The organism is Comamonas sp. (assembly GCF_036666375.1).
Lineage (GTDB): Bacteria > Pseudomonadota > Gammaproteobacteria > Burkholderiales > Burkholderiaceae_C > Comamonas.
Genome location: NZ_JAVWWA010000015.1, coordinates 20,343 through 35,671, shown reverse-complemented (window position 1 = coordinate 35,671; position 15,329 = coordinate 20,343). Strand labels below are relative to the sequence as shown.

Below are 15,329 nucleotides of genomic sequence, written 5' to 3'. Positions count from 1 at the left end.
GCCGCAGATTCGCGTTCGAGTTCGGCTGCAGATTCGGGTTCGGCCGCCTGCACTGCATCCATCGCGGGCGCGGCGTCGGCGCTCAGCTCCTGGGCCCAGATCGCATCTTCGGCGTCGAGTCCCTGGGCGATGGCGCCCTCGCCCACGGCGCTGCCGATCTCGCTGTCGAGCACCTGCTGCAGCGCCTCTTCCACGGAGGCCAACGGCGTCTTGAGAAAACCAGCGGCGAACTGGTGCAGCAGGCGGCGGATCTCGTTGGCCGCGGCCAGGAACACCGCCAGATGCTGGGCATCACCGAAGCCCTGGGGCCTGACATGCATCAGCGCATGCTCGAGCGCGCGCGACAGCCGCGACAGGTCCTTGAAGCCCACGGTCGCGGAACTGCCGGCCAGCGAATGCGCCCAGCCCACGGCTTCCTCGGGCTGGGGCCGGTGGGCTTCGAGCGCCCATTCCTGCAGCGCCACATCGAGGCGGCGCGACCATTCGTCGGCTTCGTTCAGATAGACGTTGTACAGCGGCAGATGGATGCGCAGGCCGTCGATCACCTTGACGTTGTCGTCCACGGGCTCGGCCGGCTCGGACAGCGCTTGCGGCGATGCTGCGGTCTCGACTTCGGCTTCACCCTGTGCCGCGATCTCGACCTCTGGTTCGGCTTCGATGACCGGCTCGGCTGGCGGTACGTCCACCGCATCCTGCGCGGGCGTGGCGTCGGTCGCAGGCGCCTCGGGCGCCCAGTTCCAGCCTTCGTCCAGCGGCTCGGCCGCGGCGGCCGGCGCCTGCGCGGGCTCGGGCGTGGGTTCGGGCAGCGCCTCCTCTATCCGGGTATCGTCCCAGCCGGGCGTGTCATCCAGCCACTCGCTGCCGGTCTCGGCCGCGGGCTCAGGCTCGGCCGCGGGCTCGACGCTCTCGACGGGCTGCGCCGCCACCTCGGCGGCGGGCTCGGGCTCGGGCTGCGGCGCTTCGACGGGCGCGGCATCGGGCAATTGCTCGCTGGCCTGGAGCGCGGATTCAAATGCGGCAAAGTCGATTTCCTCGACCTCGCCCGGCAGATCGGGCTGCGGCGCGGTGCCGGTTTCTATGCCGGCGTCCGTTTCCTGCGCTGCGGGCAGCAATTCTTCGGCCACGGGCTCCGGCTGGCGACGCCGCAGCGACGGCTGCAGCGCCACGGGCGCGCGCTGGCCTTCGAGGCGCATCGCGTCGGCCGCGGCGCGAAACGGCGTCGCCGACCATTCCTGGTCCTGGCCATCGGCAATCGCCTGGGTCCAGGCCGAAAATGCGTGCAGGGCCTCACGCGCCAGAGACTGCCAGGCGGCGGGCATGGGCTTTTGTTCGCCCAGCCAGGCGTTGAGCATCTGCTCCATGGCCCAGCCGGCTTCGCCGAACTCGTCGAGCCCGACCATGCGCGCGCTGCCCTTGAGCGTGTGGAACACGCGGCGCAGGCTGGTCTGCGCATTCCATTGCGCGGCGTCGCCCTTGAGCGCATCGAGGTCTTCCAGGCCCTGGCGCACGACGTCGCGCGCCTCCTCGAGGAAGATTCCGCGCAGTTCCTCGTCGGTGTCTTCTTCGGCCACACTCAGCGGCGCGGCCGCAGCGGCCGCAGCGGGCGCCATGGGCGCCGGTTCAGGCTCGGCAAGGGCCGGCGCTTCTACCGGCGGCGGCTGGACCGCGACCGGCGCCGGCGGCGCGGCGACCGGCAGCACGGGCGGCAAGGGCTGGGGAGCGCGCGCTTCGACGCGCTGCGTGCGCTCTTCGGGCGCATCGGTCGCGCGCACGCGGTTGCGGCCCATGATGATGCGCAGCTCGCCCGACGGCTCGTCGTAGATGAACAGCTTGCGCGCCAGATTGCGCTGGTAGCTGAGCATGTCGATCAGAAAGCCCAGCGCGCCGAGATTGTTGCCCAGCCGTGCAAACACCTGCGGCTGATCCGCCGCGGGAATCTCGTCGCGCATCAGCTGCTCGACGGTATCGCGCATGCGCACCACGGCCAGGCAGGCCTGCTCCAGGCCCAGCACCGACAGCACGCCGCGCATCTGCGCCATGTGCTGGGCTGCCTTGGCCAGCACCTCGACCTGGGCCGGCTGGCGGAAGAACTGGTCGAGCAGATGCTCGGCCTCGGCCAGCGTGGCGCGCAGTTCGCCGACCACGCTGCCCATGGTCTGGCCGTCGCTGACATGGCGGTAGAGGTCTTCCATCCAGGGCTCTAGCGGCTGCGACTCCATGCCCTGGCGCGCTTCGTCCAGGCGCTGGGCGAGCCGGCCCGAATGCGCGGCCATCGACTCGTCGGCGAGTTCGGGCGAGGCCAGCGCGGCCTGCAGATAAAGAATGGCGGTCGCGACTTCGAGCGCCAGCGCGGGCGCGGGCGGCTCGCCGCTGCGCGCCATCCATTCGATCACGCGCTGCAGCGCGCGCGCCAGCCCGGTGCTGTCGGGGTAGAGCTTGTTGAGCGAATCGCAGACCTGGCCGAACTGCTCGACCACGGGCTTGATCTTGCTGCGGTCGCCGCCGGCCAGCGCCGACCAGCAGTCGGTCGCCGCGGCGACGCGCTTGCGCGCCTGCGCCAGCAGCGCGGGATCGAAGCGGCCGAAGCGGGCCCGCTCGTAGTCGATGCGGGGGTGGCGCGCCAGACCAAAGGACTCGCGCACCGCGCGCAGCACGGGCGCCTGGACGCTGGCGTCGGCCGGCTCGGCCGCCTGGGCGCAGAAGAACAGCAGGTCCTGGGTCAGTCGCTCGGGCAGGCGGTTGTCGCCCTTGGCCATGGCCGCGTACTGCATCAGCACGCGCGAGGCGGCGCGCTTGGCGTAGAGGTCGGGCTTGACCAGGCCCTGGGCAAAGGCATCGAAGAAGCCCGCGGCGATCTTCCAGAACGTGCGCGCGCCGGACTCGGTCTGCGCGGCGACAAAGCCCAGGCAGGTCGCGCGCAGCTGGGCCGCGGCCGCCGGATTGCCGGTCTTGACCAGCGCCAGCACGCCGGCATCAAGCAGCGCCCGCGCCTGCGGCCCATAGGCCAGGGACTGGGGGCTTTCGGGCAGCACGGGCTCGCGCATGCGCCGCTCGGCGGGCCACAGATCGGCCGGATGCACCTTGTCGTTGCCGGCCAGCGCCTGCGCCGCGCGGTATTGCGGAAACAGCGCGACCGCGGGCACCGCCCGGCCGGCGAGCAGCGTATCGAGGTATTCGAGCAAGGCGAAGCTGGCGTTCTCCAGCGTGCTGGCCGCTTCGGCCGTGCAGCGCTGGGGGTCCTGCTCCAGCCGCAGCACTGCGGCTTCCATCGCATGCACCAGACGCGCGGCGGCGCGCAGGTCCACCATCTCCAGCGCGCCGCCGACCTGGTGCAGCGCCTGCTGCACGGCCAGCGTGTCGAGCGCGGCCTGACCACCCTCGGGAGCGAGTTCGGCCTCGCGCGCGAAGCGCGCCAGCAACTTGGCCGCGCCTTCCAGCGATTTGCGCAGCTCGTCGATGACCCATGCCAGGGGTCCGAGATCCTGCTCGCCCTGCGCAGCATCGGCCGAGTTTTTCTCGGCGGCGTGGGGAAGGAAGGCGTCAGTGGAAGACATGCGGAACTCCGCGGCGGACTAACGCCGGTGTAGGAAAGGGGAAACGCCTCAGGCGATCTTGAAGCGGGCGACCGACTGACGCAGCTCCTCGGCCATATGCGACAGTTCGCGCACCTGCTGGGCCGTACTGCGCGTGCCTTCGCCGGTCTGCTCGGTCACCGCGAAAATATGCTGGATATTGTCTGCCACGCCGTTGGCCAGATCGGCTTCGCGCGAAGTCGATTGCGAGATCTGCTCGATCAGCTCGGCCAGGCGGCGCGACACGCTGTCGATCTCGGTCAGCGCCGTACCGGCGGTATCGGACAGCTGCGCGCCCTGCACCACGCCCTGGGTCGAGCGCTCCATGGCCGCGACCGCATCCTGGGTATCGGTCTGAATCGCCTTCACCAGCACCGAGATCTGCCGCGTCGCGTCGGCCGAGCGCTCGGCCAGGCGCTGCACTTCCTCGGCCACGACCGAGAAGCCGCGGCCGGCTTCGCCGGCCGATGCGGCCTGGATGGCGGCGTTGAGCGCCAGCACGTTGGTCTGCTCGGTAATGTCGGAAATCAGTTCGGTGATTTCACCGATCTCCTGCGACGACTCGCCCAGGCGCTTGATGCGCTTGGAGGTGTCCTGGATCTGGTCACGGATGGAGTTCATGCCGCCGATGGTGTTCTGCACCGCCTTCAGGCCTTCATCCGCGGCCTGCAGCGACTGGCGCGCCACCGCGGCCGATTCCTGGGCCTGGGCCGACACCTGGTTGATGCGGGTCGCCATGTCGAGCACCGAGCGGCCGGTTTCGCGGATCTCGCGCAGCTGTTCGGTCGATGCCGCGAGCAGTTCGGTCGAGGTGCTGTCCACCTGGGCCGTGGTCTGGGCCACGCGCGTCGCGGTGTTCTGCACGCTGCCCACCAGCAGTCGCAGTTCTTCCACGGTGTAGTTCACCGAGTCGGCAATCGCGCCCGTGATGTCTTCGGTCACGGTGGCTTCCTGCGTCAGGTCGCCTTCGGCCACCGACTGCAGCTCGTTCATGAGCCGCAAAATGGCCGCTTGGTTGGCGTCGTTGACGCGCTTGGCTTCGTGCTCCTGGCGGCGCGCATCGCGCTGCTGCTGTTCGGCCGCGCCCTGGCGGCTGCGGCTGTCGAGCAGCTGCACGCGCGAGATGCCCACGCCGCACAGCAGCACGAACAGGCCCACCAGGCCCAGCAGCGCGAACTGGCCCGCGCCCAGGCCTGCCGTGGAACGCAGCTGCACCTGCAGCGCCTCGAGGCCGCGGCGCAGCGCTTCGCTGTCGTTGTTGATCGTCGTCTGGCCTTCGCGCGCGGCCACCAGGCCTTGCAGGTTGCCCAGAATGGCGCTGGCGTCGGTACGCGTCTTTTCGTACAGCTCGATCAGCGCCTGCAGCTGTTCACGCGTCTGCGCGTCGCGCGTCGCGGGCAGGCGCAGCTCGCTGCTGCCGTTGAGCAGGCTCTCGGCGATTTCGCGGAACGAGGCCAGATCCTTGCCCAGCAGGAACACGGCTTCGGGGCTCACGCCTTCGGTGGTCTGGAATTCGTTGGCCGACTTGCCGATGCGCTGGGTCAGCATCACCAGTTGGCCGGCGGCCGAAATCTCGGCCGGCGAAGCGCCCTGCTGCAGCTTGAGCGAAGCAATCGTTTCGGCGATTTCAAGCAGCTCGGACGACTGGCGGTTCACCGCGCGCAGCGCGTCACCGACCTGCATCAGCACCTGGCGCTGGGCCATCACCTGCTTGGCGCTGTTTTCGGCGCGCTCCATCAACGGCGTGATGTCCTTGAGCGAATCGGCGTACTCGGAGCCCAGCGGCTGCACGCCCAGCGCGTCATCGCCGCTGGAGAGCGCGCGCACGCTGCGCGCCAGCACGTCGGCGCTTTCCTGCAGCGCGTCGAATGCCTGGCTGTTGCCGGTCATCGCCTGCGAGGCCGACTTGGCCAGCCGCTGCGACTGCATCAGCGCCTGCCCGTTGGCGGCCAGCTGCTGGGCCGAACGCTCGGCCTGTTGCAGCACCCAGCCGGCCATCAACGCCAGCACGGTCACACCGACCGCGAGCATGATCAGCAGGCGGCGCTGCTGCTGCGCCGCGGGCGCGCGGCCCAGCAGCGGCAGCGCTACCTGCTCTTCATTGAGCTGCTGCTCCTCGTCGGTGTAAGCCGAGAGACCACTGTCACCATAGAGGCTGGCCGGCGCCTCGCGCGCGGGTTCCTGCGCCAGGCCCGCGTCAGGCTGATCGCTCAGCCCTTCGCCGCTGCCGGCGGAACGGCGCTGAAACATTTTTCCAATTTTCTGGGCAAAAGACATGACACAGCCTCACAGGGGAAAACTCAGGCACGGATATGGAGAAATTCAGGGTCTTGCGCGAGGCTTTGCAGATCGATTTCCTGCCAGGAATCGCCGGCCTCGTCGAAGTAGGTCGCGCCCCAGTAGCCTGGAGCGTCGAGCGGGGCATCCTGCATGCCCGTGAAATTCTGCGCGCCGCGCAGGCCCAGCAGGCGGTCCACGAGCAGCGCCGCATGCACTTCGAGCGCCGGATTGAACGCCAGCAGGCTCGCATCGGCCAGCGTCATTTCGTTGCGCGCCACGGCCTTGCCCTGCAGGCCGGGAAAATCGACCACGGCGACCAGCGTGCCACGCAGGTTGGCCACGCCCATCAGCCAGGGCTGGGTGTAGGGCACGCGCAGCACGCCCGACCAGGGAAAGATCTCGCCCGCATGCGCGAGCGGCATCAGATAGCGGCTGCCGCCTGCCTCGACCGCCAGCCAGCTGGCCGCAGCCACGCCTTCGCTGCGTGCCGCCTGGAGGCGCGCGGCCAGCCGCGCATGCAATTGTCTCAATGCTTCACGATTGGCCATGGGGCAGCGCCGCTCAGCCCAGCGCGTCGATCTTGGCCTGCAGCTCTGCCGGGTCCACGGGTTTGGTGATGTAGGCGCGCGCGCCCTGGCGCAGACCCCAGACCTTGTCGGTTTCCTGGCTCTTGCTGGTGCACATGATGATGGGCACGTCGGCATATTGCGGGTCGCGCGTGATCGCCCGCGTGAGCTGGAAGCCGTTCTGTCCCGGCATGACCACGTCCATCAGGATCAGATCGGGTTTTTCCTCGGCGAGGCTGCGAAAGGCCTCTTCGGCGTTTTCCGCGCAGCGCACCTGCATGCCTTTTTTCTGCAGCAGATCGGTCAGAAACATCAGCTCGGTCTTCGAGTCATCAACGACCAGCACCTTCTGAACAGCCATCACATCGCTCCTTGGGAAATCTTGCCGAATTGCCGCACGGCTTGCAGCAACTGGTCTTTGGTAAAAGGTTTGGTCAGGTATTCCTGACAGCCGACCATGCGGCCGCGGGCCTTGTCGAACACGCCATCCTTGGAAGAAAGCATCACCACCGGCGTATCGGCATAGCGCGCATTGCGCTTGATGATTGCGCAGGTCTGGTAGCCGTCGAGCTTGGGCATCAGGATGTCGCAGAAGATCAGCTGCGGCTGGTGGTCGTTGACCTTGGCCAAGGCGTCATAGCCGTCGTCGGCGAGCAGCACTTCATAGCCACCCTGGCGCAAGAAAATTTCGGCACTGCGCCGTATGGTGTTGCTGTCGTCCACCACAAGCACCTTCAAAGGTGCGTCCGCTGTCGTTGTCACTTGAGAGCCTCCCAGTCAAACCACGGCACAGGTGCACCCTGCGCTCAAATTTCAACCATCTCGAAGTCTTCCTTGCGGGCAGCGCATTCCGGACAGGTCCAGTTCATCGGAACGTCCTCCCAGCGGGTTTGCGCGGGAATGCCATGTTCCGGACAGCCGAGCTCTTCGTGGTACAGCCAGCCGCAGATCAAACACATCCAAGTCTTAGGGTTCGTCACAGCTTAAAGGGCCTTCACATAGAATGCAACGATTGTATCCAGTCATCACCCTGACATTCCCAGGCATTGGCGCAGGGGCAAACTAAGGCCCATCATGGCAACAACTCCCACCCCACCCACCGCCCTGGGCGCACCCGCGCCCGAAGACTTCGACGTCGCGCAGCCGGTGTGCGTGCTGGTCTTCAACGCCAGCGACCCCAGCGGCGCGGGAGGCCTGACGGCCGACATCACCACCATCGCTTCGGTCGGCGGCCACCCGCTGGGCGTGGTCACCGGCACCTATGTGCGCGACACCAGCCGCATTTTCGAGCATTACGCGTTTGCCGACGACTGCGTCGACGAACAGGCGCGCACGGTGCTCGAGGACCTGCCGGTGCGCGCGATCAAGGTCGGCTTCGCGGGCAGCCCCGAGAACCTGGCCGTGATCGCCGAGATCTCCTCCGACTACCCCGATCTGCCCATCATCAGCTACATGCCCGAGCTGTCCTGGTGGCGCGACGACCTGCTCGATCAATACCTGGACGCGTTCCGCGAACTGGTGCTGCCGCAGACTTCGGTGTTGGTCGGAAACCACAGCACGCTGTGGCGCTGGCTGCTGCCCGACTGGGACGCGAGCCGCAGCCCGAGCGCGCGCGACCTGGCGATGGCGGCCGACGAGCTGGGCGTGCCCTATGTGCTGGTCACCGGCATTCCGCTGCCCGAGCAGTTTCTCGACAACGTTCTGACCACGCAGCACGCCGTGCTCGCCAGCCACCGCTTCGAGATGTTCGACGGCTCGTTCAGCGGCGCGGGCGACACCTTGTCGGCCGCGCTCACGGCGCTGGTCGCCAGCGGCAACGACCTGATCAGCGCGACGCAGGAAGCGCTCGAATACCTGGACCACAGCCTGGACAACGGTTTCCGCCCGGGCATGGGCCATTTCCTGCCCGATCGCATGTTCTGGGCCCAGCCCGAGGACGACGAACTCGATGCCGAGGCCGAAATCGAGGAAGCGGCGCCCCAGCCCGCGACCCCGCTGGGCCGCTCGGTGAATGAACCACTGCCCCTCGAGGGCTTTGTGATGCCTCCCCATGACACAAAACACTGACCTGAATCTTCCCCTGTTCGAACGCGCCAAGGCCGTGATCCCCGGCGGCGTCAATTCGCCGGTGCGCGCCTTCAATGCCGTGGGCGGCACGCCGCGCTTCGTGCAGCGCGCCCAGGGCGCCTATTTCTGGGACGCCAACGGCCAGCGGTTCGTCGACTACATCGGCTCCTGGGGCCCGATGATCCTGGGCCATGGCCACGCCGAGGTGCTGGCCGCCGTGCAGGAAGCCGCGCTTGACGGCTTCAGCTTCGGCGCGCCGACCGAACGCGAAGTCACGCTCGCCGAAAAGCTCATCGCGCTGCTGCCGTCGATGGAAATGGTGCGCCTGGTCAGCTCGGGAACCGAGGCGACGATGAGCGCCATGCGCCTGGCGCGCGGCTTCACGGGCCGCAAGAAGATCATCAAGTTCAACGGCTGCTACCACGGCCACTCCGATGCGCTGCTGGTCAAGGCCGGCTCGGGCCTGGCGACGTTCGGCAATGCGACCAGCGCCGGCGTCACGCCCGAAGCCGTGCAGGACACGCTGGTGCTCGAGTACAACGACATCGCCCAGCTCGAGGAAGCTTTCCAGCTCTACGGCGAGCAGCTGGCCTGCGTGATGATCGAGCCGATTGCCGGCAACATGAACTTCGTGCGCGCCAGCGTCGAGTTCACGCGCCGCATCCGCGAGCTGTGCACGCAGCACGGCGCGCTGCTGGTCTACGACGAAGTGATGACCGGTTTCCGCGTGGCCCTGGGCTGCGCGCAAAGCGTCTACGCCAGGGATATCGCGGGCTTTGCACCCGACATCACGGTGCTGGGCAAGGTGATTGGCGGCGGCATGCCGATGGCGGCCTTCGGCGCGCGCCGCGAAATCATGGCCAAGCTCTCGCCGCTGGGCCCGGTCTACCAGGCCGGCACGCTGTCGGGCAACCCGATTGCCACGGCCTGCGGCCTCAAGACCCTCGAGCTGATCAGCCAGCCGGGCTTCCATGAACAGCTGCACCTGCGCACCGGCCGCCTGATCACGGGCCTCACGCAAGCCGCGCACGAAGCCGGTCTGCCGTTCTGCGGCGACCATGAAGGCGGGCTGTTCGGCTTCTTCTTCCTGCCCGAACTGCCGACCACCTACGCCGAAGTGATGCGCACCGACGGCCAGCGCTTCAACAAGTTCTACCACGGCATGCTGGAGCGCGGCCACTACTTCGCGCCCGCGCTCTACGAAGCCGGCTTCGTGAGCGCCGCGCATACCGACGCCGACATCGACAGCACCATCGAGGCCGCGCGCGCGGTGTTCAAGACGCTGTAAGCGCTGCGCCCCATGAAAAAGCCCCGCAGGTTTTGGCCTGCGGGGCTTTTTTCGTTCAGGGCGCCGGGTCCGGCTGCTCCAGCACCCAGGCCGCCATGGCCTGGGCCTGCTCCACGCCTATGCCCGGCTGGCGCGGCATCAGCTTGCGCCCCCAGACGCCGGCGCTGCCTTCGCGGATCTTGCGCTCCAGATATACCTGCGCGTCGGGCCGGCTGCGGTAGCGCTGGGCAATCTGCGCAAAGCCCGGTCCCACATGGGTCTGCTGCATGCCGTGGCAGCGCAGGCAGAACTGGCTTTGCACCAGCGCCCAGCCTTCGCTGGCCGCAGGCAGCGCAGCCGGTTTCTCAGCGAGCGCTGCGGGCGCGGCCGGTGGCGGCTTGCGGCTGGCCAGGCTTTGCCAGGCCAGCCAGGCAAACAGCGCCGGCACCATGGCGACGGCCACGCCCAGCCACACCCGGCGCCAGCGCCTGGAGGCAGGGGAAGGCGGCTGCACCATCGCGCGTCAGATCAATGACGGAAGTGGCGCACGCCCGTGAAGACCATGGCCACGCCGCGCTCGTTGGCGGCGTCAATGACTTCCTGGTCGCGCATCGAGCCGCCGGGCTGGGCCACGCAGGTCGCGCCTGCATCCACCACCACGTCGAGTCCGTCGCGGAACGGGAAGAACGCGTCGCTGGCGACCACGGTGTGCTGCAGCGACAGCTTGGCGGCCTCGGCCTTGATCGAGGCAATGCGCGCCGAGTCGAGGCGGCTCATCTGGCCCGCGCCCACGCCCATGGTCATGCCGTTCTTGCAGAACACGATGGCATTGCTCTTGACGTACTTGGCGACCTTCCAGGCGAACAGCAGGTCCTGCAGTTCTTCCTGGGTGGGCTGCTTGACGGTCACGATCTTGAGATCGGCCAGTTGCAGCTCATGGTTGTCGGCGGTCTGCAGCAGCATGCCCGAGCCCACGCGCTTGGTCTCGATCACGTTGCGCACCTGGTTGTAGTCGGCCGGCAGCGCGATCTTCATCAGGCGCACATTGACCTTGGACTTGAACACTTCGAGCGCTTCGGGCGTGAAGTCGGGCGCCATCAGCACTTCGGTGAACTGCTTGGCGACGGCCTGGGCCGCGGCCAGATCGACCGTGCGGTTGAAGGCGATGATGCCGCCGAACGCGCTGGTGGGGTCGGTCTGGAAGGCCTTGGCATAAGCGTCATGCGCATTGCCGGCCACGGCCACGCCGCAGGGGTTGGCGTGCTTGACGATCACGCAGGCCGGGGCTTCGAAGCTCTTGACGCACTCCCAGGCGGCGTCGGCGTCGGCGATGTTGTTGTACGACAGTTCCTTGCCCTGCAGCTGCACACCCGTGGCCAGCGAGCCGGCAGCGGGAGCGAGGTCGCGGTACCAGGCGGCCTGCTGGTGGCTGTTCTCGCCGTAGCGCAGGTCCTGCACCTTGATGAACTGGCTGTTGGCCTGGCCGGGGAACGTGGCGCGCGTGGGCACATATTCCTCGGACAGCTTGTCTTCCTCGAAATTCACGCTCGACAGGTAGTCGCTGATCGCGCCGTCGTACTGGGCGATGCGGTTGAACGCGGCGACCGACAGTTCGAAGCGCAGCTTGTGCGACAGCTTGCCTGCGGCCTGCAGTTCGGCCAGCACGGCCGGGTATTGCGAGGCATCGGTCAGCACGCCGACATCGGCCCAGTTCTTTGCGGCGGAACGCACCATGGCCGGGCCGCCGATGTCGATGTTCTCGATCGCGTCGGCCAGCGTGCAGCCGGGCTTGGCGACGGTGGCTTCGAACGGGTACAGGTTCACGACCAGCAGGTCGATGGTGTCAATGCCGTGTTCCTTGAGCGCCGCCATGTGGGCGGGCACATCGCGGCGCGCGAGCAGGCCGCCGTGGACCTTGGGATGCAGGGTCTTGACGCGGCCGTCGAGCATTTCCGGAAACGCGGTGACTTCGGCCACTTCGGTCACGGGCAGGCCCTTGTCGGCCAGCAGCTTGGCGGTGCCGCCGGTCGACAGCAGGCGCACGCCCATGGCATGCAGGGCCTGGGCGAATTCAACGATGCCGGTCTTGTCGGAGACGGAAAGAAGTGCGGTGAGGGACATGGTGGGATATTTTCAAAAGGAAACAGGGGAAGGCAGGCACGGGCGGGCCGCCTTCGAAGGAGGTTGCGCGGCTCAGAGCAATTGGTGCTCGACGAGCTTCTTGCGCAAGGTGTTGCGGTTCAGGCCCAGCCATTCGGCGGCGCGGGACTGGTTGTGGTCGGCCTGGCTCATCACCACTTCGAGCAGCGGCTTCTCGACGACGCGCAGCAGCATGTCATACATGCCGTTGGGCGCTTCGCCATCCAGGTCGCGGAAATAGCTCTCGAGGCTGTCGCGCACGGTTTGTTCTATGTTCTGGTTGCTCATGCAGTCTGTCCTGCGGATTCTTCCTGAAGCTGGGCCTGGTCGTACGCAGCCGCTGCCGGCAGCCGGTCCATCTGCGTGGCCAGTTGCTCCAGGTAGTCGGCCACGGCCTGCCATTGCACGCCGCAGTCTTCGATGGTGTTGATATGTTGGCGCAAGGCCTCCCCCCCGGGCAGGCTGCGCAGGTACCAGGCGATGTGCTTGCGCGCGCTGCGCACGCCCGTGCCTTCGCCGTAGAGGCTGTAGTGGTCCTGCAGATGGTCGAGCAGCAGGCGGCGCAGCTCGACCACCAGCGGCGGCGCCATGTGCTCGCCGGTTGCCAGGAAATGGCCGATCTCGCGAAAGATCCAGGGCCGGCCCTGGGCCGCGCGGCCGACCATGATCGCATCGGCGCCGGTATAGGCCAGCACATCGCGCGCCTTCTCGGGCGAGGTGATGTCGCCGTTGGCGACCACGGGCACGCGCACCGCGGCCTTCACCGCGGCAATCGTGTCGTACTCGGCAAAGCCTTTGTAGCCCTGCTCGCGCGTGCGTCCGTGCACGGTGAGCATCTGTATGCCCACGCCTTCGAATGCACGCGCCAGCACTTCGGCGTTCCTGTGGTCGTCGCTCCAGCCGGTGCGCATTTTCAGCGTCACCGGCACGTTGGCCGGGGCGCAGGCCTCGACCACGGCCTGGGCGATCTCCACGGCGAGCTTCTCATTTTGCATCAGCGCCGAGCCGGCCCACTTGTTGCAGACCTTCTTGGCCGGGCAGCCCATGTTGATGTCGATGATCTGCGCGCCGCGGTCCACGTTGTAGCGCGCAGCATCCGCCATCATCTCGGCATCGGTGCCCGCGATCTGCACCGCGATGGGACCGGGCTCGCCGTCATGGTTGGCGCGGCGCGAGGTCTTGAGGCTGTTCCACAGGTCCTTGCGCGACGTCACCATTTCGCTGACCGCATAGCCTGCGCCCAGCGCCTTGCACAGCTGACGGAAAGGCCGATCCGTCACCCCGGCCATCGGGGCGACAAACAAGCGGTTTTCCAGCGGAATATGACCAATGCGCAGCGCAGCCATCGACGAAGGTGGGTTGGGAAAGGGAGGCGGGAAAAAGAGGCGAGATTGTATCTGCTTAATTTTTCAGCACAAAGAATGCGGTTGAAAGCCACCGGAGCCGCATCAACTACCCCGCACGCCCGCCGCCAGCGCGGCGCGGCTTGCGCTACGGCGCTGCCTGTAGCCCATCTTTGGAGTTCGGCGAACAGCGCCTTGCTTCGTTTTCCCAGCGGTTTTTGTAGGCCGGGATGCCGACTTTCCTGCCACGGCGCGTACGGCACAGGGCGCGTCGCAAGCGTGCCCCATAATTCGGCGGACAGTAAACAGAAGTAACTTAAAGAGGCTACTGTGAGTACAAGCTATAACAATTTTGCACTGCTTTTGCAGGGCGATTATTCGGCAGTTTTGGATGGCTGGATGGCAGCCGCAGGGGCCGCAAGCGCCTCGCCCAAGGCGCGCGCTGAAGCCAGTGCAATTTTGACCACGCTGCTGCCGGCAATCGAGTCGAATCAGACGCATGGCTCGGGCGCGGCTGCCTGGCAACCGGTGAAAGCGGCCCTGGAAAATCTGTCCGCTTCGCGTGCGGCCCAGGGCACCACGGCCGGCAACACCAGCGCTTTCGTTCTGGCGCTGAAGCAGCCGATTTTTGTCGCGCTGCAAAAACAGCTGCCCTCCGACACCCTGGCATTGGTGCAGGCCATTTCGGCGGTTTCGTCGCTGGTCGACACGATGGCGCAATGGACCATGGATGCCTACCAGCGCTCGCGCGAGCAGTTGATCGCACGCCAGCAGGAAGAGCTGCTCGAGCTGTCCACGCCCGTGATCAAGCTGTGGGACGGCGTGCTGGCCGTGCCCATGATAGGCACACTGGACTCCAACCGCACCCAGCTGGTGATGGAGGCGCTGCTGCAGCGCATCGTCGACACCGAATCGACGCTGGCCATCATCGACATCACCGGTGTTCCCACGGTCGATACCCTGGTCGCCCAGCATCTGCTCAAGACCGTCACGGCGATTCGCCTCATGGGCGCGGACTGCATCATCAGCGGCATTCGCCCGCAGATCGCCCAGACCATCGTCCATCTGGGGATAGACCTCCAGTCCGTGACCTCCAAGGCCACGCTCGCCGACGCACTCGCGCTGGCGCTCAAGCGCAACGGCTATACCTTCACCAAGACAAAATAGGTTCGAGGCCATGTACCGCATCCCAATCTTGCGCATGGGGCGATCGTTGCTCGTTACCATCCAGATCGACATGGAAGACCAGACGGCGATGGCGTTGCAGGACGACCTGGCCGAGCAGATTTCAAAGACCGGTGCCAACGGCGTGCTGATCGACATCTCCGCGCTGGAGATCGTCGACTCGTTTGTCGGCCGCATGCTGGCCGGCATCTCGGGCATAGGGCAGATACTCGATGCCACGACGGTCGTGGTCGGCATGCAGCCCGCCGTGGCGATCACCCTGGTGGAACTCGGTCTGTCGCTGGACGGCGTGAAGACGGCCCTCAATGTCACCCGTGGACTGGCGCTTCTCGAAGCGTCCGCCGAGGGAGACGCTCTTGTCGAATGACACCCAGGGCGTCGAGCCATTACGCAACGAAGCCGACATCGTGACCTGTCGCCAGGCGGTCCGCAAGCTGGTCGTCCAGCTCAAGTTCTCCCTGGTCGATCAGACCAAGATGATCACCGCGGCCAGCGAGCTGTCGCGCAACACCGTGGTGTATGGCGGCGGCGGCGAGATGGAGTGGGAGCTGGTGACCGACATGCTCAAACAGGGATTGCGTCTGCGCTTCAAGGACCAGGGGCCGGGCATTCCCGATCTGGGACTGGCGCTCAAGGATGGCTGGACCTCGGGCAAGGGCATGGGCCTGGGCCTGTCCGGCAGCAAACGACTGGTGCATGAATTTGAAATCGAATCGACCGTTGGTGTGGGCACCTGCGTCAGCGTGACCCGGTGGAAGTAGTTCAGGGCGCGAGCCACGTCGCATTTGCGATGGACGATCCGAGTTGCGTGGGCGAGGCGCGCCGGCATGTCGCGGCGATCTGCCGTGAGTTAGGCATGGACGAGGTGCGCAGCGGCCAGGCCGCGATCATCGTCAACGAACTGGGCAGC

Annotated in this window: 15 protein-coding genes; 5 read left to right on the top strand and 10 right to left on the bottom strand. The window is 66.8% G+C overall.

Features of this window, described 5'->3' with window-relative positions:
* From RR928_RS05830 to RR928_RS05805, 6 genes are all read right to left on the bottom strand, one after another.
* Window positions 1–3,554: Hpt domain-containing protein (locus RR928_RS05830; RefSeq protein WP_332681753.1), on the bottom strand; the 3,554-nt coding region annotated here is incomplete at its 3' end.
* A 48-nt stretch (window positions 3,555–3,602) separates the two neighbouring features.
* Window positions 3,603–5,849: a methyl-accepting chemotaxis protein gene (locus RR928_RS05825; protein ID WP_332534874.1), complete on the bottom strand. Its 2,247-nt coding sequence runs from the start codon at window positions 5,847–5,849 to the stop codon at window positions 3,603–3,605.
* 23 nt (window positions 5,850–5,872) lie between these two features.
* The gene (locus RR928_RS05820) at window positions 5,873–6,400 is read right to left on the bottom strand and encodes a chemotaxis protein CheW (protein ID WP_332534876.1); all 528 of its coding nucleotides are present in this window, start codon (window positions 6,398–6,400) and stop codon (window positions 5,873–5,875) included.
* Window positions 6,401–6,413: 13 nt separating this feature from the next.
* Window positions 6,414–6,779: a response regulator gene (locus RR928_RS05815; RefSeq protein WP_332534878.1), complete on the bottom strand. Its 366-nt coding sequence runs from the start codon at window positions 6,777–6,779 to the stop codon at window positions 6,414–6,416.
* Window positions 6,779–7,180, bottom strand: coding sequence for a response regulator (locus RR928_RS05810; protein WP_332534879.1), 402 nt, complete (start codon window positions 7,178–7,180; stop codon window positions 6,779–6,781). The genes RR928_RS05815 and RR928_RS05810 overlap by 1 nt, the downstream gene beginning before the upstream one ends.
* 44 nt (window positions 7,181–7,224) lie before the next feature.
* Entirely contained in the window at window positions 7,225–7,377 is a 153-nt protein-coding gene (locus RR928_RS05805) for a rubredoxin (RefSeq protein ID WP_159911299.1), read from the bottom strand.
* 115 nt (window positions 7,378–7,492) lie between these two features.
* Between RR928_RS05805 and thiD the strand changes: the two genes are divergently transcribed.
* Both thiD and hemL read left to right on the top strand, forming a co-directional pair.
* Entirely contained in the window at window positions 7,493–8,485 is a 993-nt protein-coding gene (gene thiD, locus RR928_RS05800; protein ID WP_332534880.1) for a bifunctional hydroxymethylpyrimidine kinase/phosphomethylpyrimidine kinase, read from the top strand.
* Window positions 8,469–9,773 carry a glutamate-1-semialdehyde 2,1-aminomutase gene (hemL, locus tag RR928_RS05795; protein WP_332534882.1) on the top strand — a complete coding sequence of 435 codons (1,305 nt, stop codon included), beginning with the start codon at window positions 8,469–8,471 and terminating at the stop codon, window positions 9,771–9,773. Before thiD ends, hemL begins: the two co-directional genes overlap by 17 nt.
* Window positions 9,774–9,828: 55 nt before the next feature.
* Here the strand turns inward: hemL and RR928_RS05790 are convergent, their stop codons facing one another.
* From RR928_RS05790 to dusB, 4 genes are all read right to left on the bottom strand, one after another.
* Window positions 9,829–10,269, bottom strand: a complete 441-nt coding sequence (locus tag RR928_RS05790) for a c-type cytochrome (RefSeq protein ID WP_332681752.1) — start codon at window positions 10,267–10,269, stop codon at window positions 9,829–9,831.
* Between the two features lie 11 nt (window positions 10,270–10,280).
* Window positions 10,281–11,873, bottom strand: coding sequence for a bifunctional phosphoribosylaminoimidazolecarboxamide formyltransferase/IMP cyclohydrolase (purH, locus tag RR928_RS05785; protein WP_332534885.1), 1,593 nt, complete (start codon window positions 11,871–11,873; stop codon window positions 10,281–10,283).
* A gap of 72 nt (window positions 11,874–11,945) precedes the next feature.
* Window positions 11,946–12,179 carry a Fis family transcriptional regulator gene (locus RR928_RS05780; RefSeq protein WP_175502886.1) on the bottom strand — a complete coding sequence of 78 codons (234 nt, stop codon included), beginning with the start codon at window positions 12,177–12,179 and terminating at the stop codon, window positions 11,946–11,948.
* The gene (gene dusB / locus RR928_RS05775) at window positions 12,176–13,237 is read right to left on the bottom strand and encodes a tRNA dihydrouridine synthase DusB (protein WP_332534887.1); all 1,062 of its coding nucleotides are present in this window, start codon (window positions 13,235–13,237) and stop codon (window positions 12,176–12,178) included. Before dusB ends, RR928_RS05780 begins: the two co-directional genes overlap by 4 nt.
* A 327-nt stretch (window positions 13,238–13,564) precedes the next feature.
* Between dusB and RR928_RS05770 the strand changes: the two genes are divergently transcribed.
* From RR928_RS05770 to RR928_RS05760, 3 genes are read left to right on the top strand one after another with little or no spacing between them, the layout of a single operon-like run.
* Entirely contained in the window at window positions 13,565–14,401 is an 837-nt protein-coding gene (locus RR928_RS05770) for an STAS domain-containing protein (RefSeq protein ID WP_332681748.1), read from the top strand.
* A 10-nt stretch (window positions 14,402–14,411) separates the two neighbouring features.
* Window positions 14,412–14,786, top strand: coding sequence for an STAS domain-containing protein (locus RR928_RS05765; protein ID WP_332534889.1), 375 nt, complete (start codon window positions 14,412–14,414; stop codon window positions 14,784–14,786).
* A complete protein-coding gene (locus tag RR928_RS05760) occupies window positions 14,776–15,180 on the top strand; it encodes an anti-sigma regulatory factor (protein WP_332534891.1) in 405 nt (134 codons plus the stop codon). Before RR928_RS05765 ends, RR928_RS05760 begins: the two co-directional genes overlap by 11 nt.
* Window positions 15,181–15,329: the final 149 nt, after the last annotated feature.

Coding starts and splice junctions, on each gene's coding strand:
- RR928_RS05825 (WP_332534874.1), bottom strand. CDS start 5,849: ATGTCTTTTGCCCAGAAAATTGGAAAAATGTTTCAGCGCCGTTCCGCC.
- RR928_RS05820 (WP_332534876.1), bottom strand. CDS start 6,400: ATGGCCAATCGTGAAGCATTGAGACAATTGCATGCGCGGCTGGCCGCG.
- RR928_RS05815 (WP_332534878.1), bottom strand. CDS start 6,779: ATGGCTGTTCAGAAGGTGCTGGTCGTTGATGACTCGAAGACCGAGCTG.
- RR928_RS05805 (WP_159911299.1), bottom strand. CDS start 7,377: ATGTGTTTGATCTGCGGCTGGCTGTACCACGAAGAGCTCGGCTGTCCG.
- thiD (WP_332534880.1), top strand. CDS start 7,493: ATGGCAACAACTCCCACCCCACCCACCGCCCTGGGCGCACCCGCGCCC.
- hemL (WP_332534882.1), top strand. CDS start 8,469: ATGACACAAAACACTGACCTGAATCTTCCCCTGTTCGAACGCGCCAAG.
- RR928_RS05790 (WP_332681752.1), bottom strand. CDS start 10,269: ATGGTGCAGCCGCCTTCCCCTGCCTCCAGGCGCTGGCGCCGGGTGTGG.
- purH (WP_332534885.1), bottom strand. CDS start 11,873: ATGTCCCTCACCGCACTTCTTTCCGTCTCCGACAAGACCGGCATCGTT.
- RR928_RS05780 (WP_175502886.1), bottom strand. CDS start 12,179: ATGAGCAACCAGAACATAGAACAAACCGTGCGCGACAGCCTCGAGAGC.
- dusB (WP_332534887.1), bottom strand. CDS start 13,237: ATGGCTGCGCTGCGCATTGGTCATATTCCGCTGGAAAACCGCTTGTTT.
- RR928_RS05765 (WP_332534889.1), top strand. CDS start 14,412: ATGTACCGCATCCCAATCTTGCGCATGGGGCGATCGTTGCTCGTTACC.